This window comes from Vibrio bathopelagicus, assembly GCF_014879975.1.
Taxonomy (GTDB): domain Bacteria; phylum Pseudomonadota; class Gammaproteobacteria; order Enterobacterales; family Vibrionaceae; genus Vibrio; species Vibrio bathopelagicus.
The window spans coordinates 1,147,886-1,171,742 of sequence record NZ_CP062500.1 but is presented as its reverse complement, the minus strand read 5'-3'; the positions used below and the strand labels follow the sequence as shown (position 1 = coordinate 1,171,742).

General features: G+C 44.2%; 23 protein-coding genes. 13 read left to right on the top strand and 10 right to left on the bottom strand.

Annotated elements, in window-relative coordinates; genetic code table 11:
• Positions 1-173 precede the first annotated feature (173 nt).
• The 4 genes from udp to IHV80_RS05300 form a co-directional block, all read right to left on the bottom strand.
• On the bottom strand, positions 174-932 hold the full coding sequence (gene udp / locus IHV80_RS05315) for a uridine phosphorylase (protein WP_004736272.1): 759 nt from the start codon (positions 930-932) through the stop codon (positions 174-176).
• 283 nt (positions 933-1,215) lie between these two features.
• On the bottom strand, positions 1,216-3,567 hold the full coding sequence (locus IHV80_RS05310) for a zinc/cadmium/mercury/lead-transporting ATPase (protein WP_192890318.1): 2,352 nt from the start codon (positions 3,565-3,567) through the stop codon (positions 1,216-1,218).
• A 162-nt stretch (positions 3,568-3,729) separates the two neighbouring features.
• Entirely contained in the window at positions 3,730-5,193 is a 1,464-nt protein-coding gene (locus IHV80_RS05305) for an MATE family efflux transporter (RefSeq protein ID WP_192890317.1), read from the bottom strand.
• 184 nt (positions 5,194-5,377) lie between these two features.
• Complete coding sequence (locus IHV80_RS05300) at positions 5,378-5,794, bottom strand: CBS domain-containing protein (protein ID WP_192890316.1); 417 nt, start codon at positions 5,792-5,794, stop codon at positions 5,378-5,380.
• Between the two features lie 301 nt (positions 5,795-6,095).
• Between IHV80_RS05300 and IHV80_RS05295 the strand changes: the two genes are divergently transcribed.
• Together IHV80_RS05295 and IHV80_RS05290 are read left to right on the top strand one after the other, a co-directional pair.
• Entirely contained in the window at positions 6,096-6,329 is a 234-nt protein-coding gene (locus IHV80_RS05295) for a hypothetical protein (protein ID WP_102433727.1), read from the top strand.
• A 163-nt stretch (positions 6,330-6,492) separates the two neighbouring features.
• A complete protein-coding gene (locus tag IHV80_RS05290) occupies positions 6,493-6,789 on the top strand; it encodes a hypothetical protein (protein ID WP_192890720.1) in 297 nt (98 codons plus the stop codon).
• Between the two features lie 89 nt (positions 6,790-6,878).
• On the opposite strand, the gene IHV80_RS05285 is transcribed toward IHV80_RS05290, so the two are convergent.
• Positions 6,879-7,835 carry a glycosyl transferase family protein gene (locus IHV80_RS05285; RefSeq protein ID WP_192890315.1) on the bottom strand — a complete coding sequence of 319 codons (957 nt, stop codon included), beginning with the start codon at positions 7,833-7,835 and terminating at the stop codon, positions 6,879-6,881.
• 250 nt (positions 7,836-8,085) lie between these two features.
• Between IHV80_RS05285 and IHV80_RS05280 the strand changes: the two genes are divergently transcribed.
• From IHV80_RS05280 to IHV80_RS05260, 5 genes are all read left to right on the top strand, one after another.
• A complete protein-coding gene (locus IHV80_RS05280) occupies positions 8,086-8,697 on the top strand; it encodes a TetR/AcrR family transcriptional regulator (RefSeq protein ID WP_192890314.1) in 612 nt (203 codons plus the stop codon).
• A 100-nt stretch (positions 8,698-8,797) separates the two neighbouring features.
• A complete protein-coding gene (locus tag IHV80_RS05275; RefSeq protein ID WP_086712229.1) occupies positions 8,798-9,130 on the top strand; it encodes a hypothetical protein in 333 nt (110 codons plus the stop codon).
• Between the two features lie 87 nt (positions 9,131-9,217).
• The gene (locus IHV80_RS05270; RefSeq protein WP_192890313.1) at positions 9,218-9,817 is read left to right on the top strand and encodes a thiol:disulfide interchange protein DsbA/DsbL; all 600 of its coding nucleotides are present in this window, start codon (positions 9,218-9,220) and stop codon (positions 9,815-9,817) included.
• A 224-nt stretch (positions 9,818-10,041) separates the two neighbouring features.
• Positions 10,042-10,536: a peptidylprolyl isomerase gene (locus IHV80_RS05265; RefSeq protein ID WP_192890312.1), complete on the top strand. Its 495-nt coding sequence runs from the start codon at positions 10,042-10,044 to the stop codon at positions 10,534-10,536.
• Positions 10,537-10,746: 210 nt separating this feature from the next.
• Positions 10,747-11,889 (top strand): BamA/TamA family outer membrane protein, encoded by a 1,143-nt coding sequence (locus IHV80_RS05260; protein ID WP_192890311.1) that lies wholly within the window; start codon positions 10,747-10,749, stop codon positions 11,887-11,889.
• Positions 11,890-11,989: 100 nt separating this feature from the next.
• Here the strand turns inward: IHV80_RS05260 and IHV80_RS05255 are convergent, their stop codons facing one another.
• On the bottom strand, positions 11,990-12,412 hold the full coding sequence (locus IHV80_RS05255; RefSeq protein WP_192890310.1) for a c-type cytochrome: 423 nt from the start codon (positions 12,410-12,412) through the stop codon (positions 11,990-11,992).
• Between the two features lie 143 nt (positions 12,413-12,555).
• Between IHV80_RS05255 and IHV80_RS05250 the strand changes: the two genes are divergently transcribed.
• Together IHV80_RS05250 and IHV80_RS05245 are read left to right on the top strand one after the other, a co-directional pair.
• On the top strand, positions 12,556-13,197 hold the full coding sequence (locus tag IHV80_RS05250; protein WP_192890309.1) for a cytochrome b/b6 domain-containing protein: 642 nt from the start codon (positions 12,556-12,558) through the stop codon (positions 13,195-13,197).
• Positions 13,198-13,214: 17 nt separating this feature from the next.
• On the top strand, positions 13,215-13,643 hold the full coding sequence (locus IHV80_RS05245; RefSeq protein WP_192890308.1) for a MarR family winged helix-turn-helix transcriptional regulator: 429 nt from the start codon (positions 13,215-13,217) through the stop codon (positions 13,641-13,643).
• A 70-nt stretch (positions 13,644-13,713) separates the two neighbouring features.
• Here the strand turns inward: IHV80_RS05245 and IHV80_RS05240 are convergent, their stop codons facing one another.
• The 4 genes from IHV80_RS05240 to IHV80_RS05225 all read right to left on the bottom strand — a co-directional run bounded on the left by IHV80_RS05240 (position 13,714) and on the right by IHV80_RS05225 (position 17,372).
• The gene (locus IHV80_RS05240; RefSeq protein WP_192890307.1) at positions 13,714-14,580 is read right to left on the bottom strand and encodes a DMT family transporter; all 867 of its coding nucleotides are present in this window, start codon (positions 14,578-14,580) and stop codon (positions 13,714-13,716) included.
• A gap of 110 nt (positions 14,581-14,690) precedes the next feature.
• Entirely contained in the window at positions 14,691-15,788 is a 1,098-nt protein-coding gene (locus IHV80_RS05235; protein WP_192890306.1) for an alkene reductase, read from the bottom strand.
• A 14-nt stretch (positions 15,789-15,802) separates the two neighbouring features.
• The gene (gloA, locus tag IHV80_RS05230) at positions 15,803-16,180 is read right to left on the bottom strand and encodes a lactoylglutathione lyase (protein ID WP_192890305.1); all 378 of its coding nucleotides are present in this window, start codon (positions 16,178-16,180) and stop codon (positions 15,803-15,805) included.
• Positions 16,181-16,436: 256 nt separating this feature from the next.
• Complete coding sequence (locus IHV80_RS05225; protein ID WP_192890304.1) at positions 16,437-17,372, bottom strand: LysR family transcriptional regulator; 936 nt, start codon at positions 17,370-17,372, stop codon at positions 16,437-16,439.
• A gap of 134 nt (positions 17,373-17,506) precedes the next feature.
• Here IHV80_RS05225 and IHV80_RS05220 point away from each other — a divergent pair, with 134 nt between their 5' ends.
• The 4 genes from IHV80_RS05220 to IHV80_RS05205 all read left to right on the top strand — a co-directional run bounded on the left by IHV80_RS05220 (position 17,507) and on the right by IHV80_RS05205 (position 23,737).
• Entirely contained in the window at positions 17,507-18,742 is a 1,236-nt protein-coding gene (locus IHV80_RS05220) for an OmpP1/FadL family transporter (protein ID WP_192890303.1), read from the top strand.
• A gap of 1,049 nt (positions 18,743-19,791) precedes the next feature.
• Positions 19,792-20,406 (top strand): magnesium transporter, encoded by a 615-nt coding sequence (locus tag IHV80_RS05215; RefSeq protein WP_192890302.1) that lies wholly within the window; start codon positions 19,792-19,794, stop codon positions 20,404-20,406.
• Positions 20,406-21,395 (top strand): efflux RND transporter periplasmic adaptor subunit, encoded by a 990-nt coding sequence (locus IHV80_RS05210; protein WP_192890301.1) that lies wholly within the window; start codon positions 20,406-20,408, stop codon positions 21,393-21,395. Before IHV80_RS05215 ends, IHV80_RS05210 begins: the two co-directional genes overlap by 1 nt.
• Before the next feature lie 365 nt (positions 21,396-21,760).
• On the top strand, positions 21,761-23,737 hold the full coding sequence (locus IHV80_RS05205) for an alkyl sulfatase dimerization domain-containing protein (protein ID WP_192890300.1): 1,977 nt from the start codon (positions 21,761-21,763) through the stop codon (positions 23,735-23,737).
• The last annotated feature ends 120 nt before the right edge of the window (positions 23,738-23,857 follow it).

Sequence of the window (23,857 nt, the reverse complement as noted above, 5' to 3'; positions counted from 1 at the left end):
TAAGTAAATCTAAAAAGGCGAATGACGATTAAGTCATTCGCCTTTTTTGTTCTTCAGCCATTTATCTGTTTCGCTCTATTTTCATCTTTCAACTATCTATGCCTTTAATTTCTTTGCCCCATAAAAAATGGCCGCATCATTCGATGCGACCATTTTAAAATCTAAAGTCAGACTTAAAGCATTTTACGAGCAGCTTCTACAACCACTTTGATTGAACGAGCTTCTGTTACTTTTAGTGTTTCGTGATCAGGCGTCTCTTTTTGAGTACGGTTGATGATTACACCAGCAACACAACCTGCTTTCAGGCCAGAACTTGCACACATAGTTAGCAGTGTTGCAGATTCCATTTCAAAGTTTAGAACGCCCATGTCTTGCCATTCTTGCATAGAACCTTGGAAACGCTTAACAACGCGACCAGAGAACGTGTCGTAACGCTCTTGACCCGGGTAGAACGTATCGCTTGATGCCGTTACACCCATGTGAACTGTTGCACCTGATTCGTCAACTGCCGCTTTCATTGCTGTTGCTACTTCGAAGTCAGCAACTGCTGGGAACTCCATTGGAGCAAAGTGCAGGCTAGCACCGTCTAGACGAACAGAACCTGTAGAAACGATCATATCGCCCACGTTTACGTGTGGTTGGATAGCACCAGTAGTACCGACACGAAGGAAAGTGCGAACACCCAGTTGAGCTAGCTCTTCTACAGCAATAGACGTTGATGGACCACCGATACCTGTTGAACATACAACAACTGGTTTGCCGTCTAGTTCTGCGCGGTAAAGCGTGTATTCACGATGGCTAGCAAGAAATACTGGATTCTCCATCTCTTCTGCAATTTTTTGTACACGAGCAGGATCACCAGGGATGATCGCAAGAGTAGCACCGTTAAGATCTGCTTCAGTAACACCTAAATGGAAAACAGCTTGAGACATAGTTCGCTCCTTTTGGCTTATTGGGCTTTTTACCCTTATTTAAGCTCATAGTAAATTCGTGGGGTACGAACACACTCTAACCAAGCTCATTACAAAATGAAGTGACACACGTCACACCAATGATCGCAACAAGATTTCAAGTTTCACGAAAAACCGATTGGCATCACATAAATAAGCAATCCATACGCCTACGTTGCATACTAATGAGACAAAAAACGCCTTTAGCTTATTAAGACTAAAGGCGTTTATTTGCATCAAAATACTGGATATTAGCTAGAAGTGCTTAATCCGCTTTAGATTTGAATCGAAGCAATCGCAATGCGTTCAATGTGACCAATGCCGTCGCACCGCTATCGGCTAATACCGCAACCCACAAACCGGTAATACCCAGTAAGCTTGTCACCAAGAACACACCTTTCAAACCGAGCGCAAGCGCGACGTTTTGACGGATGTTGTTCATCGTTGCTTGCGACAATTCAATCATTGCAGGCAGTTCCGTTAAGCGGTTATGGGTCAGTGCTGAGTCAGCCGTTTCCAAAGCCACATCGGTACCCCCACCCATCGCGATACCCACATTAGCGGTTTTCATCGCTGGCGCATCATTGATGCCGTCCCCTACCATTGCAACATGCGACTGTTGAGATAACTCTTCAACATAGGTCACCTTGTCACTTGGCAGTAGGCTCGCTTTATATTGCATACCAATTTTGCTGCTGATCGCGGCCGCACTACGCGGGTTATCACCAGTAAGCATGATTGATTGAATGCCCAGATCGTTAAGTCGTTCAATCGCAACTTTCGCATCACTACGCAAGGTATCTTGCCAAGCAATCAGACCTATCACGTTAGTCGCTTGTTCTCGAAGATCTTCTTGATGTGTAACCTCTAGAGCAAGCACAACTGTCTTGCCTTCACCTTCAAGGGCTTCAACTTGTGCCACTACTTCAGAAGCAAGTTCAAACCCGACTTTAGAAGGTGATAGAACTTGGTATTTAACACCATCAACATCACCTTCAACACCACTGCCGATCAACGCCTTTTTATTCTGAGATTCTGGAATTTCAATATTCAGCTCTTTGACCTTGGCAACCAGTGACTGCGCCAATGGATGGGTAGAACCAACTTCAATCGCCCCGACTACGCGTAACATTGCGTCTTGCTGCCAGTCAGACAGAGGCTGAATATCGGTAACCTGAGGCTTACCTTCCGTTAATGTTCCCGTCTTATCAAAAGCGATGGTTTGAATTTTGCCAAGCTGCTCTAGTGCTGCGCCGCCTTTAATAAGCGCACCACGTTTCGCCGCGGCAGCCAAACCAGAGGTAATCGCTGCAGGAGTCGAGATAACCAAGGCACAGGGACAAGCAATCAGTAACAAGGCTAGACCACGATAAACCCACGTATCCCAAGGTTGAGCAAACAACAGTGGCGGCGTGATGATCACCAACAGCGCGACAACCATCATTAATGGTGTGTACCAACGGCTAAACTTATCGAGGAATCGTTCTAGTGGGGCTTTACGAGACTCTGCTTCTTCAATCAGATGAAGAATTCGGTCGATCGCGTTCTCACCTTGTTTTGAAGTTATGGTGATACGAACCACTTTGTCCACGACCACGGCGCCAGCCATGATGCTATTGCCTTCAATATGTTCAACAGGAACAGATTCACCCGTTAACGCACTTTCATCAAAGCTAGCCGCGTCTGTAATCAGTTGACCATCAGCAGGTAAACGAGAGCCAGCCGCCACTTCAATCACATCACCAGGAACAAGTTCACTGACTGCAACTTCGACACGCTCGCCGTTGATAATCTTGGTTGCGTTTTCTGGTACCAATGCCATTAACGCTTGAACGCCACTTCTTGCTCTTGATGAAGCAAAAGCTTCTAAGCGCTCACCAATCAAAAACAGTAAAAGAACCATCGCAGCTTCCGCGGTTTCACCAAGATACAAGGCGCCAAGGGCAGCTACACTCATTAGTGTTTCTATCGCAAAAGGTGTACCTGAACGGGCAAGTTGAACGGCTTTTTTAGCTACAGGATAAAGTCCAAGCAAACAAGTGGCGGTGAATAAGCCTTCGCTTAACTGAGGCAATGACCCTTTAAGCAAGGCAGCGATCAGCATAGAGACTGCAATCGCGATAATCTGCCAATTTGGTTGGATATAAGCTTGCCAAAACGTCTCTGGTTGTTGTTTTTGTTTCTTAGAACCAACTTCCGTCAATGGGAAGCCTGTTTTGATAGAGACTTGTTCGATGGTTTCAGCAAGATTTTCACTATCGAATTTAACAACAAGCTTTTCGGTAGCGAATAAAACTTTAGCTTCAATAACACCTTCGATGTTACTGACCGCTTTTTCTATTTTTCGAGCACAAGCTGGACAGTCCATTCCCGAGACCAACCAACTTTTGGAAAATTGGGCGCTAAGAGACTCAGTTAAGGGCAGCCGGTCTTCTTCTCCACTGTCTGAACCACAACAATCATCTGCTGATGCAGAAGCCGTTGTAGAACTGCAGCATGATGATGAAGTGCCTGCAGCTGTAATACTGGTGATTTTAGGACTAGAACAGGTTGTTCCAGTCTCTTGCGGTTGAACGTCCACTTTTGTTGAGCGGCACGCTGCATGTTTTGCGCACATAATGTATCTCCTTAATACTCAAAAGCCTTAAGGCTGTTGCCAGTAAAATGAGCAACCAAACCTTAAGTTCCTTATAAGTATAAACCTTGGAGGTAACTCCAAGGTCAAGAGGAATATATCAATCTCTTCAATTTTTAACCAAAAACCATTGATGCTTATACATTATTGCGGCTTAAGCTCCACGCTCTCTTCTCTATTGGCTGATACATCATCAATCAGAACCGCATCATGCGAACAAAAAGGTTGAGTGTTCAAACTAACAATCGATACATCGTCTTCGACTGGGTCGATTTGAGATCCCGCCATCAGTTCAGCAACATGATAACGAAGTACCAAAATACCAAGCAGACCAAATACGACGTTACCCAGCGCTTGTCCGTACAATACGCCCAGAGCGCCATACCACTGAGATCCTAAATAAACAAAAGGCAGAGTCCCTAATGTCGCCTTGCCTAGATTCAACGCCGTTGAATACAGCGGTTTACCTAAGTTATTAAACGACGTATTCGCAACAAAAAGTGCGCCATTGAATGTGAAGGTCAAAGCAACATAGGTACAGAAAGCCGCGACAATAATAGCCGCATCACCTTGTAGGCTGAAACCTTGGATGATGTAGTCTTGAACCAAATACAAAAGAATACAGACAGCGATGGTATAAACCGTGGTCACCAACAATGAGTTATTCAGCGTCTCCTTCACTCTGTCGACTCGATCAGCCCCAAAGTTCTGTCCGATGATTGGCCCCACTGCACCAGAAAGCGCAAATATCACCGCGAAACACACAGGGGTCAAACGACCAATCACCGCAAAGCCAGCAACGAAATCTTCGCCGTATTGAGCGATACCCGTGGTGACAATCGCATTGCCAATAGGCGTGGCGGTATTGGTAATAATCGCAGGGATAGCAATGGCAAGAATAGGTCGAATATTAAGACGCCACTGCACCATCGAGGGCGGAGCCACCAGTTGATGGCTGCGTATCAACGGATACAGAGAGAAAAAGAGAACCGAGAAACGGGCAATCACAGAAGCAATCGCGGCCCCTTCAATGTTCCAACCAAAACCAAAGATGAAGAGAGGGTCTAAGATTGCGTTAACAATACCACCAGACAAGGTTGCCCACATCGAACGCTTGGCATCTCCGGCCGCTCTCAAACCCGCACCCGCAGCCATGGCCAACGCTAACAATGGACCACTCGGCAATAAGATTTGCAGATAGGCCTGCGCACGTTCGGCAGCCACACCTTTGGCTCCAATCGCGGCCAATAATTCAGGGATATGCGCAAACATGATCGCGGTAACGGTTGAGCTAATCACGAATGCGGTCAGCATTATACTGGTGCTTAAATTTCGGGCTTGGTCTCTATTTTTTGAGCCAATCGCTTTAGAAACCAAGGCTCCCATTGCGATGGAGGTACCAATCGAAACTGAGGTTGAGAAGAAAGTTAAGGTTCCTGCAAAGCCCACTGCCGCCGCCAACTCGACTTGACCGAGCATACTGATAAACAGCATGTCGAGTAAGTCGACGACAAACAACGCCATCAAACCGACAGAGCCAGCTCCCGACATCACCAATATGTGGCGCATCGTTGAACCTTCTACAAACTTTGCAGTTTGATTTGACATGAAACCTCCAAAAGCTAAAACACCACAAACTAAAGCTCAATAAGCTTGAGATCGACAAAAGCCGATTCACAAAAACAGGTCTACAAAAGAGGACCTACACAGAAAAGCTCTACACAGAAAAAAGGCGCTAGTGCGCCTTTTTCAATTGTTGGTATTGAGAAAAATAATCGTTCTTAACACTCTACTATACAGGATGTTTGAAACATTCATCCAGGTTCTTACCGATTGCTCTTAAAACATCGGTTCGAGTGATAATACCAACCAACTTTCTATTATCGATAACCGGGTAAGCTTTTGGTTTACCTACTTGCATCATGTCAGCCAACTCAATAATGGATAGCTCAGGTGACACGGACAGTACCTCTTGGTACATGCAGTCACCCACAACGTGTGTGTCCTGACAGAAATAACTCACCTTAACCAGTTTCTCTAGTAGATCTTGCTCAGATAAAAATCCAATCACTTGTTCTGTTTCATCAATAACAGGGCCACCCATATGATGACTCTTCATCACTCGATCTAACGCTAGACTTAACGGCATATCAGGAGTGAATGTCACAACCTGCTGCGTCATATAATCTTTCACTTTTATTGAATGCATTGCGTTCTCCCTAAATACTTTTCGATATATCTTTTCTATCTCGTTAACTTAATTGTTGTCTAAAATCTTGATTTTACTAAATGGATTTCAACAATTTTATTGATAGGTAAAACCTTACAAGCCCCTAAAACGAGACGGTAAAAGGCTCGAGCGTGTTTTTATGAGTCAAAAAAAAGAAAAAAATAGCCCTTACAAAGCCTTACTTATTCTTTCTTAACCTTACTTAAGCGCACTAGCCTGAATGAACCAATCCTGTAACCTGCACCAAATAAATAATTTAGAAGTTACAATTAGGCCTTTTATGCAACACAACAAGAGCATGTATGCGTACATCTATTCAGGAAAAGACGGAACCGAGAACACATTAGTTGCAACAATCAATAATGAAGAGAAACCACTGATCTCTTGTTGCGCTGACGAGATAAAACGGATGTCTAGTTTAGCTATTGATCTGGCATCAAAACACAACTTGAAAGTGAAGCTAGTCAAATACCAAAGAGAACAAGAGATCGACTTCGGATTGTTCGTTAAATAGCAGACTCATCACTCATGCCACCGTCGATAAGGTTGCGGAGTATTGTCAATGACACATGAATACCGTATTTTATGAGCAGTTATTGAGTGGTAACCCAAGTAACGCGAGTAGCCAAGGTTACCGACTTTGGTTACCTACTGTACTCTTATCCAAACGGCCCACTATGACTTCGCTTCGTTCACCTCAAACTTATCTAGCTCACTATTTATCTAAGCTAAGAAGCTACTTTGGCGATCTATTGGATTTCCAGTCCCGGATCTGGGTAATACACATCTTTGAAGACTCCATTACCGATCAGTCATTTGTGATTAATGAAGATGGTTTCAACGAGCCTCTAGAATGGATGAAGAAGCGCCACTATCAGCCTTCAATGTTAGAACGTGTAGAGAAGATGAAGATCTCACAAGTGATTGAGCTAAAATTCGAAGACAAAATGCATCGACTGATGCGAGTAAAATAGTGGCTCTGTTTGACCATTTAGCCGCAACACTCGATACAAAAAAGGCCAGCAAACGCTGACCTTCTCTTACAAGTTATAGAGTCTTTCTACTAACGAGCACAATACTCATGCCATAGGCGTACCGCTTTCTGGTATGCCTCGGTTTTATCGTGAGTTTCCGCAAATAGAATCGCTGTCATACTGTCGACAACCGTATTCGCCATTAAAGTCATCTCTTCAGCCGGAGTGCCAAGTACACACATACTCGGGAGTGGAAGCTCTAGGTTCATCATCTCTTCCCAATAGAACGACTCGACCTTATCAGGAGAGCTCATCCACACGGTTTGGCTAACCTTAGGGTTGTATTCCGACTCACCATTCATGCCTTTGAATGAAATGACTGAATGAGATTTATTGCCAATCACATGCTCTACCTCAGCATGCAGCTGTGGGAATCCCGGGTGGAAACTGCCACGTAAACCTAAACGGCCACCGCCTGGGTTCAGTGCTCGAACCACAGTATTGATTGGAGTACGCAGACCATAGCGGTGCTTCCACCCGATCATGGTTTGAGCTTCAGGTGCGAAATTCGCCAAAGGTAAATAAGCAATACCATCCGCTTCTAGTATCTGTTTTGCATCTTGTGGATCTTCAGCACTGCGAACACCCACTAATTCCAAATGAGTCTCTGCGTGTGTGCGACCGCTTGGCTTATCCATATAGCCATGCATCAACACTTTATAACCATTGTCAGCTAGGATTTTTGCCGCCAGCAAATTCCAAGGCTTACCACTCGCGGTATCATTACGCTTACCGGCGTAGCAAGGCCAATCAATATCAGCACCTAAATCAGGCACGCGAGATTGGAATGCTTTTACAAAGCCGGCAATCTCTTCATTGGTTTCATTCTGCACACGAATTAACATCAGTAGCATAGCCATTTGGTCGTCTCCGACCTCTCCGCTTAAATACTCATCCATGATGCGATAGGCTTGTTCGAACGATAAAGGCTTACGCCCTCTTTCCCCTCGTCCAACAGTACGAATACACTCTAAAATACTACTCATTGACTGTTAATTCTCTTCCGTCGATAACAATAAAAATTCAATCCTTCTCCGATTCTATGACACCCATAGCGTGTTGCAAAGCGATTCAATCACTCTCACAGCTATCCATTACCCTCAGCCAAGCTTATAGTTGGCGCAACCGTAAAGGGAACGGAATTCAAAAAGGAAACTCACCGGCATTCTAAAAGTAAACTTCGTGGTGTAAAATTGACTCAAGCAACGCTAACCGCAACAGATGAGTAGTACCCAGATGACTGTGAAAAAAACACTGAGCCAAAGAAAACGCGAATCTATCGTGGCCGCTGCCATCATAGAGTTTACCGAGCATGGCTATAAAGCCACCAGCATGGATAAGATCTCTAGCCGAGCAGAAGTTTCTAAACGCACGGTTTACAATCATTTCTCCAGTAAGGAGCTGTTGCTAGATGAGATTCTCGACAGTATCTGGAGCAAAACGCTCGCGGCGACCCACTTTCCATATCAAGCGGAACAACCACTTGCCGAGCAACTCGCTTCGATTGCCAATCAAGAACTTGAGCTTTTAGAATCAGAAGGCTTTATCGACTTATCTCGAGTGCTGTTTTCGGAATACTTCCACAATGCAGAACTAGCAAGTCAGGCTATGGAAAAATATTCCCAAGCTGAAAGTGGCCTCACTATCTGGATAAAAGCCGCATTAGCTGATGGTCGCTTAATAGAACTCGACCCACTATTTGCCTCAACTCAGTTTATAGCTCTGCTCAAATCATTTGCGTTTTGGCCACAAATCATCGGTCATACGCCTTCACCAGATGCACAACATAAGAAACTGATCATCAGTTCGAGCGTTGAAATGTTCCTTAAACAGTATCAAGCCAAATAAAAGTTTGAGATTGGATAAGTTTTGTTGGGTTTGATTAGAGATGCACAAACGAGTGATGTATGATTCGCCTGCTTTACTCGTTTACCAAGACTAAGAATTCATGCCAAAGTTGATAAGCAAAATTTGGGTACACGCTTTTATGCTATTCGCTATGTTAATGGCCACCATCAGTGTGGATAGCATTGCGAGTAACAATGTCGTGGCATCCCAAAGCCTATCAATGCCCTCAAGTAGCATCTCAACACCTTATTCAAATGCACAGCCTAATATTGAGCACCACTGCTGTGGTTCGGTCTGTTTGCTAAAAATGCCACCGTTGATTGTGTCGGAGTCCTTCGATACTCAAATTGGGTCTCTGGCTTTGATCGAAAAAGAACCTTCACATAAAGCGATTGTTGCGCCTCAAGCACCATACCGCCCCCCTATTTCTTAATCGTTTGTCCCGATCGGCAATACTTGCCACCACAATAAAACAGCGTATTTGCTGTACTTAATGACATCCGAATTTAGGAAATAACACATGAAAAAACTATTTAGCCTTTTTGCTGCTCTGATCTTGAGCGCTTCAGTGAACGCTGCTCAATTTGAAGAAGGCACTCACTATAAAATCCTTGATGTAGCGAAAGCCGACAAGCCCGTCGTTACCGAATTTTTCTCGTTTTACTGCCCGCACTGTTACAAATTTGAAGGTGTAATCAAGTACCTTAAACAAGACCTTCCTGAATCTGCAGATTTCCAAAAAGTGCACGTAGCCTTTATGGGCAACGACATGGCAGTACCAATGGCAAAAGCGTACGCAACCATGATTGCACTTGATGCTGAAGAGAGCATGATTCCGGCAATGTTCACTAAAATTCATGAAATGAAACAGACACCAAAAAACGAAGCTGAACTGCGTCAGGTCTTCATTGATAACGGTGTGGATTCGAAGAAATTTGATGCGGCGTACAACGGCTTTGCAGTTAATTCAATGCAGAAACGTTTTGATAAACAATTTGATGCGAGCACACTAACCGGCGTTCCGGGTGTATTGGTAAACAACAAGTACATCGTAAAACCAGAAAAAATCACTAGCTATGAAGAATACAACCAACTGGTGAACTACCTTCTGACGCTTTAGTCAAAATAGATAGACTTTAAAATATCAAAAGCCAGCGACCTGTTCGCTGGCTTTCTTGTCTATATATGTGAAGTGAGCACGCGATGACACGCTAGAAAATCACTCAGATCGCTCTTGAATACACGTCAGAATCACTGTTCACTGGCATCCGCCGTTATTTCTCATATACTGCAACCATATTGGGTCATTCACGACTCAGCAGTACTTCAACATTAGGTAACTTTATGATTACTCTTACCACTAACTTTGGCGATATCGAGATAGAACTTAACCTTGAGAAAGCGCCTGTAAGTTCAAAAAACTTCCTTAAATACTGCCAAGAAGGCTTCTATGAAGGCACCACGTTTCACCGCGTGATTGAAGGCTTTATGATTCAAGGTGGTGGACACACCATCGACATGACAGAAAAACCAACACACGCACCTATCGTCAATGAAGCAAACCGTGGACTAAAGAATGTGATTGGTTCAGTGGCAATGGCTCGCACTGATGCACCACACTCAGCAACAGCCCAATTCTTTATCAACCTGGACGACAATGATTTTCTTGATCATACTGCCACCAGCAACGCAGGTTGGGGTTACGCTGTATTTGGTAAAGTATCGGCAGGCATGGACGTGGTTAACAAGATTGCAGTTGCTCCAACGACCACTCGCTGGGGACACGAAGATGTGCCGTGCGAAGATATCGTTATTACAAAAGTCACCATCAACGACTAAATCACAAGCAATAAAAGAACCCTCAAATGGTGAGAGCCCTTCTCACCATTTCCACTGTCTATGTCATCAGTTGTATTTATTTTCGTACGGTATATTTCCGCTACCTACCATTCCCTTTCTATTAATCAGTATTAATGACGTGTTATTATCGCGGCTCGCCGACTATGAAAGTTGAATGCGATTCACTATACATTGGACGTAACGCCATACATGACTCGACACTCTTTGCTGACAGCCGCCTTCTCTTGTTCTGTTGCCAGTTTCTCTGTTTCTGCTTTTGACGTTGATACACGAGAATCACAAGAACCTGAACTGGATGACCAATTTCGTGTCATTGCTATCCCCTTTTATGACCCAAGTGTAGATACTGGGATCTCAGTTATTCCCATCTATAACTTCTACGCGGATGGCGAAACGAAGAACGCGTCGACCTTATCAGCAACACTGACTTACACGCAAAATGACAGCTATTACATCAAAGGTAATGCGGAACTATTGCTAAAAGGCGACTCAGTGAGATTTAGCGGTGAGATGGGGTTCTCTAGTACCAACATAACCCTGGTAGACCTTGTTGATACCAATCACCAAGAATACACATTCGATGGCGATTTCTACTTCAAGGTGTATGACAATATCTATCTTGGTATGGGTTTAGACTATTCGACAGCTCGCTATTTAGCGGAGACTCCCCGCGACAAGCTGTTGTTAAAGTTGACAGGATTTAGCGAAGAGTACCAAGCTGACACAGGAGCAAAGCTTTCATTCTTATGGGATGAAAGAGAACACTACTACTATCCATATCACGGTTTCTTGTTTGAACTGACCTATGAGAACCACGGGGCTTGGTTAGGCAATGATGAAGATGCGACTTACTCTTCGCTGTTTTCTGACTACCGTTTTTTCTACAGCTTGACGCACAATGATAATCACATCATCGCAAGCCGATGGGTCACTCGATACCTACTCGATGCGGAAAATGCACCAAGCAGCGCATACAGCACCTATGGCCGACAAGGGCGCAACGTTCAACGCGGTTTTGTCGCAGGGGATCACATTGCCTCACACATGACCAACCTTGAAATGGAATACCGCTACTCTATTTCTGGCTCATCGATTAATTTTCTAAACAACGTCGCCGTGGTCGGGTTAACCGGTGTCGGTAAAGTATTTGGTGAAAGGCTCAATCCGAAAGACCCTTATCATAGCTTTGATGATGGTGATCTTCTGACTATGGTTGGCCTCGGGTTGCGTTATCGATTAATGCGCCAAGAACGCATCAATGTTCGTATGGACTTCACCTACAACAACGAAGATGAAGTGCTGGCGTATTTTAGTTTGGGTGAGAACATTTAATTTAACCGAACTTAAGCCAAGCTCTAGCTTACTTGCAGTATCAAGCCTGTCACGATTCGAGTCGCACAGGCTTTGTTGTTTTTAGGCATCTCAAAATGACTTACCAACGCGAGCGATAAGTACGATGACATGCTCGGCATGTGTTGTTGGCAGCATCTAACCCACGCTCAGCCTTGGTAAGGTCTTGTTCAATACTCGCTTGCTGCAACTCAGCAAAGCCTTGGTTCATCTGTAGCATCAGTTGATTGAATTTCTCAGGCTTACTCCACACCGCTTCTGTTGCCTTACCGCCCGTGTCACTCACAGCAAAACTATTATCCAGTACAATTCCGTGCTCAACCAAACTCTCACTTAACTCCTCAACCTTATTCCAATCTGTATTTCGGTTTCCTAATTCTGAAGACACTTGTTTATTGAGTTTTTCAATTGAGCTAAAAGCCTGCTGGCGATTGTTCACTGCTTCAGTTGCGGCAATAGCCATCACTGGCACGGCGATAAGTAAAGCGATAGTCAGTTTTTTCATAGTGTCATTCCTGTTCATTGGTCGGTTGATCTTTCAATCGAAATCGATGAGATGCATTTAATTTACACAACAACAGTTGCGCGCGCAACAGTTGTTGTGTAAATTAATCTCACTTTGTAAAACGACAAGCAGGAAATTGAACGATGAAAATCTGGGATCTACCGACTCGACTGTATCACTGGCTGCAAGCAGCTCTGTTTATTGGCCTTGCTGTATCTGGCTTTAGTGGCAATGGCCCACACATATATTTAGGGTTAGCACTGTTTAGTTTGATTCTGTGGCGCTTGACCTGGGGAATGATTGGTAGTGATACCAGCCGATTTTCGCAATTTGTTAGTTCTCCTCGCTCTGCTTGGCAGTACTTACGAGGCCGAGTTCAACCTAAACCGGGGCACAATCCTCTAGGTGCTTGGATGGTTGTAGGCATGATCACTACGTTGTTCGTGCAATGCATGACTGGCCTCGCAATTGCGGGGTTCTTCGACACATTGCCGTATTCAGAAATGATCATCACAGACGATGTCTTTGACCTATTCGCCACGCTTCATGCCATTACCGCGCGTATGTTAATCGCTTTTGTCGTGCTGCATTTATTGGCGATCTTGACCTACAAACTGCGCTCAAAGCCTTTGGTTCTCGCTATGATCACAGGCAAACAAAATCAATCGTTATCCACAGCTCATTTCGGAAATGGCACTCAATTGGCTTTTTCATCAAATAGAAAAGCGTTGTTGGTGCTAATTGCGTCGGTATTAGTTACGATGGCAATAGTTGTTATGTCATAAGAATTAGGTACTAACGAATGCCAGAAGAGTTTGATAGACAGAAGAGTTTTGGATGGATGATCAATGTGATCGCCAACAAAGCGACCAAAGATTTCGATCTTGAGCTAAAGAAACACGGCTTAAGCATCGCATTGTGGCCAACCTTGATGTGTTTATGGGAAGAAGAAGGGGTTACCCAGCGTGATATTGCCGCGAAGTCTAAAGTAGAAAACTCAACGACAACACGAACATTAGATAAGTTGGAAAAGCTTGAACTAGTAGAACGTAGAGCCGACCCACACAGCCGCCGCTCTTTTAGAATCTACCTAACAGAGAAAGGTAAAGCACTTGAAGAAGTCTTAATACCCATCCCAGTTAAGTTGAATGAAGAACTGATGTCAGCGCTTGACGCACAAGAGCAACAACAGATGATCGGCTTACTGAAGAAAATGGTCGCTGCTGTCTAGCTCAATAGCTCACGCTGAAGAAAGCACTTAGAAACTAGACATCAATAGACCCTCGCCCTAAACGAGGGTTTTATTTTCTTCGCGACCATTTGATGTAGCAAAAGAGTGAACCGATAATCACTGCCCCACCCAGCAATTTCTGCATTTCTACCGTTTCTCCCAACATGCTGACACTGAGTAATAGTGTCCATACTGGCTCTAGAATCATGATAAGCGCCGCCACTTCCATATTCACGGAATGCTGCCCTACCGTTTGCAATAAGTAACGAATAGAAGTCGCGATAACAGCAGACACGATAAACCAGAAGATGAGCGTTTTGGTGATTTCAAATTCAGGCTGAGCGGTCATAGACGCAAACGCCATCCCACTGATACCCACCACAAAAAGCTGTACGCAGATTGATGCGATAGGTTTGATATTGGTTATCACACGCTTGTTCATCACAAAGTGAACGGACAACAACATCGAAGCTAACAAGAAGTAAACCTGACTCTGTTCAACATTCCAACCATTGCCCAAAGTCAGCAGTAGCATGCCGATAATCGCGATAGGAAAAGACATCCAAAACGCACGATTAGGCTTAACTCGAAACAAAATCCAAGACACAAACGGCGCGATGATCATGGCCAAGCTCATGATGAATGCCCCTTCCGATAAGCTTTCTGTCACCGATACCGCAAACACCCACACCTGCAATGAGGCAGACAACAATAGGCCAACACCACAAAGCGACAGGATCTGCTTGAGAGATAGCTTGCGAATATGATGAATACAGAATGGCAGTAAAATCAGGCTCGCCACGAAAAATCGCACACCAATGAACACTGGCCCTGGCATTTCCATAACCACCAGCTTAGAGGCAATCCACCCAACACCAGCCAGCAAAGTGGCACACAAGAGGTAAAGCTCGCCACGCATCGCTTTTACGTTCATCATTTTTACTCGATCCAATAACAAAAAAGCAACCTGACTCTGCAAGGTTGCTTTTTATAAACTCTTAACAGGATCAAGATACTATCTCAATCCTCTGCTTCAGGCAGCAGTTTTTAGCCTGCGTATTCAGGGTAATCAGTTAAGCCTTTTTCAGCACCACCAAACAACGTGTTTGGATCGTGTGGAGCCAGCGGGAAACTATTTTGAATACGAGCGGGTAAATCAGGGTTCGCAACGAATGGACGACCAAAACCAACCATGTCTGTCACGCCTTCAGCGACTGCTTGCTCGCCACGTTCACTATCGTATTTACCTGCATAAATCAGAACACCTTTGAAAGCTTCACGAACGGCGGCTTTGAATGCTTTTGGCGTTTCAGGCGCGTCGTCCCAGTCTACTTCTGCGATATGCAGGTAAACGATCTTGTATAGGTTAAGTAGTTCTGCCGCTGCTGTGTAAGTGTCTACTGGCGTTGCATCTACCGTGCCATTTAGCGAAGTAAACGGAGCAAGACGAACACCAACACGGTCAGCACCAATCGCCTCAACCATAGCTTCGACCACTTCACCTAGGAAACGTAAGCGGTTTTCAGTTGAACCACCGTATTCATCGGTACGGTTGTTTGCTTCAGAGTCAATGAATTGGTTAATTAGGTAGCCATTTGCTGCGTGAAGTTCAATGCCATCAAAGCCTGCTTCAATTGCATTTAATGCCGCTTGGCGATATTGCTCAACCACTTCTTTGATGTCTTCTTTAGTCATTTCACGAGGTTCAACCACATCAACAAAGCCCGGCTCATCAGTGCCGTTATCGATGAAGACTTTTACATTTTCCGCTTTCATAGCAGAAGACGAGATGGGCTGTTCACCGCCGATATTATCTGGGTGTGTTACACGGCCTACATGCCAAAGCTGAGCGAAAATAACGCCATCTTTTTCATGTACTGCATCCGTGACTTTTTTCCAACCCGCGATTTGCTCTTCAGAGTAGATACCCGGTGTCCAAGCATAACCTTGACCCAATGGTGAAATCTGTGTGCCTTCTGCCACAATCAACCCCGCAGAAGCGCGTTGAGCGTAGTAAGCCGCCATCATTTCGTTTGCAGAGTTACCAGGTTGCGTTGCACGAGAACGAGTCATCGGAGGCATAACAATACGGTTTTTTAGTTCGATGTTACCAAGTTGAATTGGTTGAAATAGTGCGTTTGTCATTGTCATTTCCTCGATTAACCTAGTTGAATCAGTTCGATTTGGTAGCCGTCTGGGTCAGTGATAAAAGCAATGTGTGTTGAACCACCTTTTACTGGACCCGCTTCGCGAGTAACGTTGCCACCCAACGATTTGATCTTGTCACATGCCGCGTAAATATCTTCCACACCCAATGCTAAATGGCCAAAAGCGTTACCCATTTTGTATTCGTTGGTATCCCAGTTATGAGTCAGTTCGATGGTTGTGCCGCCTTGTTCATAACCAACAAAAACTAAGGTGTAGCGGTAATCTTTATTGTCATGGCGCTCAAGCTCTTTCATACCCAATACCTTGGTGTAGAACTCGATAGACTTGTCTAAATCAGCAACTCGGATCATTGTGTGTAGGAATTTCATATTTCACCCTTCGTACTTTAATCTCAGACTCGTCGCATAAAGCTAACTCGTCGTATGAAGCTAAGTAGTGTTCGTTGAGGTTAACCTTGAGGCCACCTATTTCTCTGTTACTAGGCATATTACTGAACCCACACAAATTAATGAAATTATCAAAAATTCTCATTGTGATAATTTTTTGTTATCAATATTTTAGGTGGTACCAACTAAACGACACAAAAAAGGGAAGCCAATGCTTCCCTCAGAGTTAGATTCTCAATTAAAACCGCAAGCGCCTATCTTTAAGCGCCTTCGACATTGCATCTGACGTACTGATGACTTGTTCTCTGAACCATTTATGAGCGGGGTCGCTGTTCTGCTTCTTCAACCAAATCAGGTAGTGAGACATCGGCTGATATTCAAAGGGAGGCTTGAACAGCTGCAAACTTAACTTTTCTTGGAACTGCACGGCCATAGATAAAGGCACTACAGTAATGTAATCGGATTGGCTACACAGCAAGATATTACTGAACAGTGAACGCCCATGAAACACGATTTTACGCTGGGATAAATCCAAAGACGTGTAGTGATTCAAACTGCGAACTTTGCGTCGTGTTCTGTCTAATACGGCATGTTTTTCACTCAGGAACTGCGCTTCGCTGATTTCCCCTTGGATTCGCGGGTGATCAGCTCGACATACGATCACAAACTCCCCCTCATACAAGGTTTCACTGACGATACTTGGATGTTCAGGCACCACAATATCGATCATCGCATCAAACTCTTGAGTCAAAAGATCTTCGTAGATGCGATCATCACTGTCTGGTTGATCAAAGACTTCTAGCGACAAGTTTTGATTAGGAAGCGCCGCGAAACTATTGAGCAGCACCCACTGTAAGTGCTCAGGCGCAGAAATCACAAACTTACGCTCAGAGGATTGCTCATCAAAATTAGCCATCGACTGAAACACGCCATTGAGTTCATTGATCGGCGCTTTTATCTGTTCGTACAAGCTTTGGGCATAAGACGTAGGCGCAACACCTCTTCCTTTACGAACAAAAAGCTCCTGGCCAATCTCTTTTTTTAAACGGGCTAACGCGGTACTGATGGTCGATTGGTTGGTACTGAGTTGATCCGCAGCTTTGCTTAAACTGCCCTGCTCCATCACCGCAGAGAACACGGCAAGTAGATTAAAGTTGGGGATGTCGTTGCTCATATATCATTACTCGTTAGGCGACCATGAGAACCATGCTATCGTAAAAGCGATAGAATGAAATAGGAATCCCTCGTTTAAAGTCCCAAATTGAGACACTAACATCCCGCGTAATTCGTTTCTTAATAGGTTTCCCCATGAAAAAACATTACCTTGCCATCACTATTGCGATGATGACGAGTAACGCGATGCTTTCAAACCCAGCATTGGCTGCGGCGCACCTTCTTCCTGAGCTTGGTTCTCTCAACGCAAGTACCGCTGGAGCGGGGTCGGCAGCGTTAGCTGAAAGTGCGTTAACAGCATGGACGAACCCTGCCGCGATGTCTCAGCTAGAAAATCCTGAACTCACAGTCAACCTGGCCGGGCTCTACACAGACATCGACTATTCAGACACAAACCCAACAGAGCGTTTTGACAGTAACATTGATGCTGGCGGTTGGGCTCCGGTAGGGAGCTTCTACTTTGTCACCCCTATCAACGACAAATTTCACGCTGGTATTGCGTTAGCTTCTCAAGGTGGGTCTGGGATCGATTATGGTGATAACTTTTCTGGGCAGCGTTTATTAAAAAATGTTGAGTTCATGACCGTTCAACTGATGCCGTCAATATCTTACAAAGTGAATGAGCAGTTTTCATTAGGCGCCTCAGTCAATGCGGAATACCTCACTGCGAACGGCGAGTTGAATCCTTTTATCGGCTCTGGCGAGATAGGAGCTGAGCACTTATTCAAAGCAGACGCGGATGATTTCACCGTTGGCTACTCTCTCAGCGCCTTTTACCAACCGAACGAGCAACACCGTTTTGGCTTTATGTACCGATCTGAACTTTCTCATTACGGCGAGGGGGATCTTCAACGTTCGGCTAGTGACACCAAGCGTGATGTTGGGCTCGACTTTATCATGCCTCAAAACATCCAGGTTAGTGGCGTGCACGCCGTCAATGCTCAATGGGATATGCTGTGGAGTGTCACTTGGTATGACCTATCAACATGGACAGACCTCACACTAGACATCAATGATAGCTCAATACAAATTGTCGATCGTAACTTTGACGATGTGTGGAACCTAGCCATAGGTACTCATTACCAAATCACCCCAACGTTGCGACTAGAAACAGGCATCAGCTACGAGACTTCTCCTCAGGATGACGCAACTCATCAATATATGGATCTTCCTGTGGGCGAAACCAAGCGTATTGGCGCGGGTGCCACCTATGCGCTCAACAAGAACTGGGAACTACGCGCTTACTACGATTACATCGATCTGGACGAGCCTGAGCTTAACTACTCAAAGGGGCAAGTTATCAATGTTCAAGGCGCTTATGACAACAGCGCGCACTTCTTTGGTTTACAAGCGAACTACCGTTTCCTGTAAAGCAGCAGTCTCGACCCTTTCGTCGTTTATCTACTAGTAATGCCCTCTCAAGTACACCACATCAAGACCTAGCTATCCGTTAGGTCTTTCTCTGTTTGCTCTTCAAATGCAATGTTTCACCCCTAATTCAATACCGTATTTGATTGGGATAGATTACATATTCAATAGAACATAAACAATACGATATTGTCTCGTTTATCATGACACTGTGTTCAGCGTCATCGAGATATACATTTGAGGAATTAAAGCTACAATATTTCGAATTCAACACTCAACCGTAAGCAGAAACGCACTTTCTAGTGGGCACACCCAAACATTGAGCACGTCATTGATATAGATATCAAAGCGTCCGAGAGTATTTTCCCAGTGTTCACAAACCTATTATCAGTTATATGTCATCCATCATTCGTTTCTATTACTCCTTTTATTGTAAGAAGCATGTAAAAAGATTAATTTCGCCAAATTGCTTATTGATACTTTTATTAGTCATTTCATTGATCCAAGCCAATTTAACTCACAATGTTTTAAAGCCGAATTTGAGCGCTAGCAAATAATTCAACCTACCGATTTAGAGTGGTAGTGACTCATCGTAATTACGATATTATCAAATCGTAATTCTGGGTAGATACTGCTCAAAACTCTTCCTATTATCCTGCTAACAAATCAATTCTTAGCCAAAACAGAATGCTGACAAATGTTTTACAACACGATGTCAATTGCCATGGAAGAGCCCCTCGACAACCGAGGTATTACACGTAAAGAAGACAATAACTAAAAGAACGAGTCTAATATTTCGTTCGACAGTACATAGTCATTCAACCTGCGTTTCTGACTAACAATAAGAATTGGTTTGTAGGGAAGCATATTCGCTTCTTGATACCGAGAATCGGTTGTCTGGACTGAGTAGTATCACTTTAAATACCATCTATTACTTTTGTTTATTATGCGCACCAATCTACCAACATAATAGACATCTACTTTTTAAGATGTCATTAAAAGTTAGACTTCTAGGCTGCAAATTCTCTCTTCTTATTTATGTAGGTTGAGATATGAACTTTATAAAAATCGTTTTCCAGAAAATCTGGGCCATTGTGATGGTCTTGATTAAATTCTGCCTGTTTATGGCAGTGATGTTTGCTGGTGCATGGGCTCTTGCACCATTAGGCACAATCCACTCTAAAGACATCGACATGTCTCAGTTCAACAACCATCCCAATGAAATGATGATGAACTTCTTCCAGATGGAGTACTTCTCTGGTTACTTGTTCTCAGTGACAATTGCTGTGGTATTAGCCGGTGTTTACGGCATGTGGCAGTTACATGAACTGGGGGTGCATAAAGCCAAAGAGCACAAAAGCGCTCACGTACAGATCGTGTTTGCACTGTCACTTTGCGGACTCTTCATCAGCAAAACATTCTGGGTTATTGCCTTAGTTATCGCGTTGGCGAATTGGAAACATATTGGCCAATCATTGAGTGATGTTATTCGCCGTGGTGTACAACCTAAACAAGACGCAGCTACCAGTACAGAGACTGCTGTAGCCCATGTATCACCAGAAAAAACACCTGCAGAACCGGCTCCAGTAAAACAATCGTCAAAAGAACAGTCTTCAGAAGCTCAGTCTTCAAAAGAAAAGACTCCAACAAATAAAGAGGTCGCATAATGAAAGAGATGATGATCCCATACATCCTAATTGTATGGTCACTGTTTGCGACAGGCGCACTTAAGAAGAACTTCAAAAACTACACATGGGCTGCCATTGGTGGCGTAACGATTCTTGCGGTATTAGCGGTTATCTCTCGCTTGTGGGCACCCGTTGATTTAACCAATTCAACCACAGTCAAAGCCCCACACGCGGTGATGTCACCTATCTTTGGCCAGCAGATCGACCAAGTGCTTGTTGAGCACAACCAAATGGTGAAAGAAGGCGACGTAATTTACACACTCGTCGACATCGATTCTGCCGCAGACAAAGCCAAGATCGAATCTTCAATTGTTCAGAAAGAAGAACAGATCAAGCAAATGAATCGCGACTTAGAGCGCGCTGAAACGTCACCTGAAATCTTCAATATGCGTGACGTAGAAAAGTACGACTCCGAGCTTCGAGTGCTGCACGCTGAACTTGTGTCGTTAAAAGCCGATCTACAAAAAGTAAATTGGGCGCAAGAGAAGAAAACCATTAGAGCTGAATTTGATGGACAGGTGTCGATAGTGAATATTGCTGAAGGTTCTGTAATGGGTAACATGCACCTCTACAACACCAGTAAAAAGTTCCTTGAGATGCGTATCTCAGACCAAACTTACGGCTATGTTCAAGTAGGAGACTTCGCAGAATTCTTCGTTGATGCATACCCAGGCCATGTATTCCGAGCAAAAGTACACAGCTTTAATGCAGGTACTGGTGAGTCGAGTATTTCTCCATTGCAGGGGCCACAAAGCGTCGGTCAACACGTGGTAAGAAACGGTAATGGTTTAGGTCGTACTATCGTACTTGAGATTATCGAACCAGAAGGTTTCAACATCCCAATTGGTTCAACTGGCGCGGCTTGGATCTCGGCTGAGAAGCCACATCCGTTCTGGGGCTTCATTGATGTAATCGGTGCAGCAACGGTTCGTCTACAATCTTACAAGTCATACTTAGGTGCTTGGTAATACCTAGCCGCCTATTAATACTTAAGATCTTGGTAAGAGCTTAAGCTCTTACTAAACGATTAGCTCTTGGTAAACGATTAAGTACTCAATGATGTGACTGTTATTCGCTCGTATAACTGCCACTCATGAACCTGCGACTAATTTTAAAAAAATGCCCTGAATTTCAGGGCATTTTTGTATCTGTTGCAAGCTCTAGTGACTAATTGATTTAGATCAAATTAAATCGTCAATATAATCATTAAATAAATTAAACATCGTAAATTCGATAGATTGAAATCCTATTAGCTCGTAGATAGCGACCTCTCCCACCTCTATCATTTGGCTCAAGAAATCCAATTCCTGTATCCAAATATAAGGTCACTACCATGACTAATACATTCAAAAAAATGGCACTTCCTGTCGCTATCGCGAGCGCTCTATTTGCTTCTGGCTTTGCATCTGCAACACCGGTTGTAGAAGCGACATCGAAAGTAGGCCAAGAACTTCAGACATCAAATGCTGCGCAATACCAAAACATTGACCTTGATGCTCGCTACAAGAGCGAGGTTCTATTCGAACACAAATCAAACATGTTCTGGGGCAAAGGCGAGCGTATCCAAGTTGTTTCTAAAACTGGTGACTCTCTGGCTTACACAGAAGAATCTGACCACGTTCATCCAACTCTAACTAAGCATGGCCGAAAAATGGACCAAGCAATCATCAAAGTAGATGACAACATTTACCTTGGTTACGGTTTTGGTCTCGATACACCAGTAATGATTGAAGGCACTGACGGTATCATTATTGTTGATCCAGGAGAGTCGGTAGAAATGGCTCAATCGGTTAAAGAACAGTTCCGTCAAATCACAGACAAGCCTGTTAAAGCAATCATCTACTCTCACAACCACATCGACCATATCTCTGGTGTTCGTGCATGGGTTACTGACGAAGAAGTGGCATCAGGTGAAGTAAAAATCATCGCTGAAGAAGGCCTTACCGCGGCAGTGGCTAACTGGTCTTCAAACCTAGGTACTCTATTTGGTCACCGCACTTCTTACACAGGTGCTAAGCACGTAGAAGAAGGCGAGCACGGAACAGTAAACGATGGCCTTGGTCCACGCTTCATGCAAGGTGCTATCTCGTTCATTGAACCAAACCTGCTTGTACCAAGCCAAAGCCACATCGAAATCGAAATTGCTGGCGTTAAGATGCACATTGAGAACGTGCCTTCTGAAACCAAAGATGAGCTAGTGGTTTACTTCCCAGAGCAAAAAATCCTGCACGCGGCTGAAGTACTTCAAGGTGAGAACTTCCCTAACCTTCACACAATCCGTGGTACTAAATTCCGTGACCCATCAATGTGGTTCAAGGGCATCGACGTAATGCGGAAGTTCGACACTGAGATCATGATTAATTCTCACGGTCGTCCTGTTGAAGGTAAAGAAGCGGTATCTGACGTATTAACAGCTTACCGCGATGCGATTCAATACACGCATGACCAAACTATCCGTTACATGAACAAAGGTATGACACCAGACGAGCTAGTTGAAGTCGTTAAACTTCCTAAGCACCTTGCAGAGCACCCTTGGTTAGGTGAGCACTACGGTACTGTTGCACACGCCGTGCGTCAGATTTACGTAGGTTACAACGGTTTCTTCGAAGGGGACCCATGGCAGCTAGAGCCAATGGCTTACGAGCAACGCGCTAAAGCATTCGTAGAGATCATGGGCGGTCGTGACAACATCCTTACTACTGCACAAGCAGCAATTAAGGCAGAAAACTACACATTTGCAGCAGAAATTCTTTCTTACCCAATCACGGTAAACAAGCAAGATATGGAAGCTCGCGAAATGAAAGCACAAGCTTACAAAGCATGGGCTGCTGACCAAGTGAACATCAACTGGCGTAACTGGGCACTTAACGCTGCCGCTGAACTTGAGAACAAGCGTGATTTCTCTAACATGATCAGCTTCGCTTCTGTTGACGTTCTTACTGCGCTACCAAGCAAGCAGATCTTCGACATGATGACCTCAACGCTTATCGCAGAAAACTCGTTAGACGTAAACATGATGCTAACGTACAACTTCTCTGATACGAACGAAGCATTCACTATCGAAATCCGTAACGGTATTGCTCAGTTACACGAAGAAGCAGTGAAAGGTGCAGACGTTCAAATCGACACCACTCGTGCCGTACTGAACCAAATATTGATTGCGGGTCCAAACGCTCAACAAGTGATTGGTACTAACCTACAGTCTGGTACATTCAAGTTCTCGAATGGCGACATCAAAGGCTTCGGTCAGTTCATGAGCTACTTCGATAAGCCAATGACTCCAGAAAAGATCATGCTCATCGTTCGTTAATTATCAAAGGCTGCTAAGGATGGCGAGTCGATAACTTAGGGACCCATTGTGGTCCCTTTATCGTTTATTTGTTAGTACAGTTCGCAACCTTAAATCAACGATCTAGGTCTATTGTTGGAG

Excerpts from the sequence above, each read along its gene's own strand:
- udp (WP_004736272.1), bottom strand. The coding sequence starts at position 932 with ATGTCTCAAGCTGTTTTCCATTTAGGTGTTACTGAAGCAGATCTTAAC.
- IHV80_RS05310 (WP_192890318.1), bottom strand. The coding sequence starts at position 3,567 with ATGTGCGCAAAACATGCAGCGTGCCGCTCAACAAAAGTGGACGTTCAA.
- IHV80_RS05305 (WP_192890317.1), bottom strand. The coding sequence starts at position 5,193 with ATGTCAAATCAAACTGCAAAGTTTGTAGAAGGTTCAACGATGCGCCAC.
- IHV80_RS05300 (WP_192890316.1), bottom strand. The coding sequence starts at position 5,794 with ATGCATTCAATAAAAGTGAAAGATTATATGACGCAGCAGGTTGTGACA.
- IHV80_RS05295 (WP_102433727.1), top strand. The coding sequence starts at position 6,096 with ATGCAACACAACAAGAGCATGTATGCGTACATCTATTCAGGAAAAGAC.
- IHV80_RS05290 (WP_192890720.1), top strand. The coding sequence starts at position 6,493 with ATGACTTCGCTTCGTTCACCTCAAACTTATCTAGCTCACTATTTATCT.
- IHV80_RS05285 (WP_192890315.1), bottom strand. The coding sequence starts at position 7,835 with ATGAGTAGTATTTTAGAGTGTATTCGTACTGTTGGACGAGGGGAAAGA.
- IHV80_RS05280 (WP_192890314.1), top strand. The coding sequence starts at position 8,086 with ATGACTGTGAAAAAAACACTGAGCCAAAGAAAACGCGAATCTATCGTG.
- IHV80_RS05275 (WP_086712229.1), top strand. The coding sequence starts at position 8,798 with ATGCCAAAGTTGATAAGCAAAATTTGGGTACACGCTTTTATGCTATTC.
- IHV80_RS05270 (WP_192890313.1), top strand. The coding sequence starts at position 9,218 with ATGAAAAAACTATTTAGCCTTTTTGCTGCTCTGATCTTGAGCGCTTCA.
- IHV80_RS05265 (WP_192890312.1), top strand. The coding sequence starts at position 10,042 with ATGATTACTCTTACCACTAACTTTGGCGATATCGAGATAGAACTTAAC.
- IHV80_RS05260 (WP_192890311.1), top strand. The coding sequence starts at position 10,747 with ATGACTCGACACTCTTTGCTGACAGCCGCCTTCTCTTGTTCTGTTGCC.
- IHV80_RS05255 (WP_192890310.1), bottom strand. The coding sequence starts at position 12,412 with ATGAAAAAACTGACTATCGCTTTACTTATCGCCGTGCCAGTGATGGCT.
- IHV80_RS05250 (WP_192890309.1), top strand. The coding sequence starts at position 12,556 with ATGAAAATCTGGGATCTACCGACTCGACTGTATCACTGGCTGCAAGCA.
- IHV80_RS05245 (WP_192890308.1), top strand. The coding sequence starts at position 13,215 with ATGCCAGAAGAGTTTGATAGACAGAAGAGTTTTGGATGGATGATCAAT.
- IHV80_RS05240 (WP_192890307.1), bottom strand. The coding sequence starts at position 14,580 with ATGATGAACGTAAAAGCGATGCGTGGCGAGCTTTACCTCTTGTGTGCC.
- IHV80_RS05235 (WP_192890306.1), bottom strand. The coding sequence starts at position 15,788 with ATGACAAACGCACTATTTCAACCAATTCAACTTGGTAACATCGAACTA.
- gloA (WP_192890305.1), bottom strand. The coding sequence starts at position 16,180 with ATGAAATTCCTACACACAATGATCCGAGTTGCTGATTTAGACAAGTCT.
- IHV80_RS05225 (WP_192890304.1), bottom strand. The coding sequence starts at position 17,372 with ATGAGCAACGACATCCCCAACTTTAATCTACTTGCCGTGTTCTCTGCG.
- IHV80_RS05220 (WP_192890303.1), top strand. The coding sequence starts at position 17,507 with ATGAAAAAACATTACCTTGCCATCACTATTGCGATGATGACGAGTAAC.
- IHV80_RS05215 (WP_192890302.1), top strand. The coding sequence starts at position 19,792 with ATGAACTTTATAAAAATCGTTTTCCAGAAAATCTGGGCCATTGTGATG.
- IHV80_RS05210 (WP_192890301.1), top strand. The coding sequence starts at position 20,406 with ATGAAAGAGATGATGATCCCATACATCCTAATTGTATGGTCACTGTTT.
- IHV80_RS05205 (WP_192890300.1), top strand. The coding sequence starts at position 21,761 with ATGACTAATACATTCAAAAAAATGGCACTTCCTGTCGCTATCGCGAGC.